This window comes from Saccharopolyspora soli (assembly GCF_022678645.1).
Classification (GTDB): Bacteria; Actinomycetota; Actinomycetes; order Mycobacteriales; family Pseudonocardiaceae; genus Saccharopolyspora; species Saccharopolyspora soli.
The window spans coordinates 1-1,422 of record NZ_JALBWV010000162.1; the positions used below are offsets into that span (position 1 = coordinate 1).

The 1,422-nt window shown below is 66.5% G+C and carries 1 protein-coding gene; it reads left to right on the plus strand.

The annotated features are described in order from the left end of the window. Positions 1-201 precede the first annotated feature (201 nt). Positions 202-1,404, plus strand: a complete 1,203-nt coding sequence (locus tag MOQ72_RS44075) for an IS110 family RNA-guided transposase (RefSeq protein WP_242192027.1) — start codon at positions 202-204, stop codon at positions 1,402-1,404. Positions 1,405-1,422 lie beyond the last annotated feature (18 nt).

Genomic DNA, 1,422 nt, shown 5'->3' on the forward strand with positions numbered 1-1,422 from the left:
CTCCGTAAGTTGTTGGTCGGTCCGGGAGGACCGGGTGTGGCTGATGAGTTCTTGCCTGCAGTGGCTGCATGGGAGTGGCCGCCCGGTTTTCCGGGGCGCCCTGGCTGCTGATTGAGATGTGTGTTTCGGTCGCTGTTTACGGAGATGACGGCGGGGTGTTCCGCGGGCCGACGGCGGGTTGTCGGTGGTGAGGAGACGTGGGTGAGTCAGTGCCTGGAGCAGGCGTGGGCGGGCATCGACGCGGGCAAGGCCCATCACTGGGCCGCGGTGGTCGATGCGGCTGGTGCGACCGTGTGGTCGAAGAAGATCAGCAATGATGAGTCTGAGATTGTGGCTGCGATCGCGGAGATCTGCGAGCTGGCGGCCACGGTGCACTGGGCGATCGATATCTCCGGCACGTCGGCTGCGCTGCTGTTGGCCCTGCTGGCCGCGCACGGTCAGCAGGCTGTGTATGTGCCTGGCCGCACGGTCAACCGGATGGCTGGTGCCTACCGGGGCGAGGCGAAAACCGACGCCCGTGATGCCTACGTGATCGCCGAGACTGCCCGCATGCGCCGGGATTTCACTAGCATCGACGTGCCCGCCCAGCTTGCCGCCGACCTCGGGCTGCTGACCGCGCACCGCACGGACCTGATTGCTGACCGGGTCCGCGTGATCAACCGGCTGCGGGACGTGCTCACCGGTATCTTTCCGGCTCTGGAACGGGCTTTTGACTACTCGGCCCACAAGGGCGCGCTGGTGTTGCTGACCGGCTGTCAAACTCCGGACGCGATCCGCCGCCGAGGCCACACTCGGCTGACCGGCTGGCTGGCTCGTCGCCGTGTGCGCAATGCCGAGCAGGTTGCCGCGACCGCGCTGGAAGCCGCCCAGGCCCAGCACGCCACCCTGCCCGGCCAGGACGTCGCCGCCGGGATCGTGGCTGATCTGGCCCGGCAGATCCTCGACCTCGACGAGCGGATCAAGCACCTCGATGCTCGGATCCGTGAGACCTTCCGCGCCCATCCTCAAGCCAGCATCATCGAATCCCTGCCCGGAATGGGACCGATCCTCGGTGCGGAATTCGTTGTGGCCGCAGGCGAACTTGCTGCCTACGCCGATGCCGGGCACCTGGCTTCCGCGGCTGGGCTGGTGCCGGTGCCCCGCGACTCCGGGCGTCGCACCGGCAACCTGCACCGGCCCCAGCGCTACAGCCGCAGGCTGCGCCGCATCTTCTATCTCTCCGCCCAGACCAGCATCATCCGCGACGGACCGAACCGGGACTTCTACCTCAAAAAACGCGGCGAGGGACTCAAACACGTCCAAGCCGTTATCGCCCTGGCACGCCGCCGAGTCAACGTGTTGTGGGCACTGCTGCGTGACAACCGGATCTTCACCCCCACTCAGCCAGTCACGCAAACAGCTTGACTTCCTCATTGAGACTCC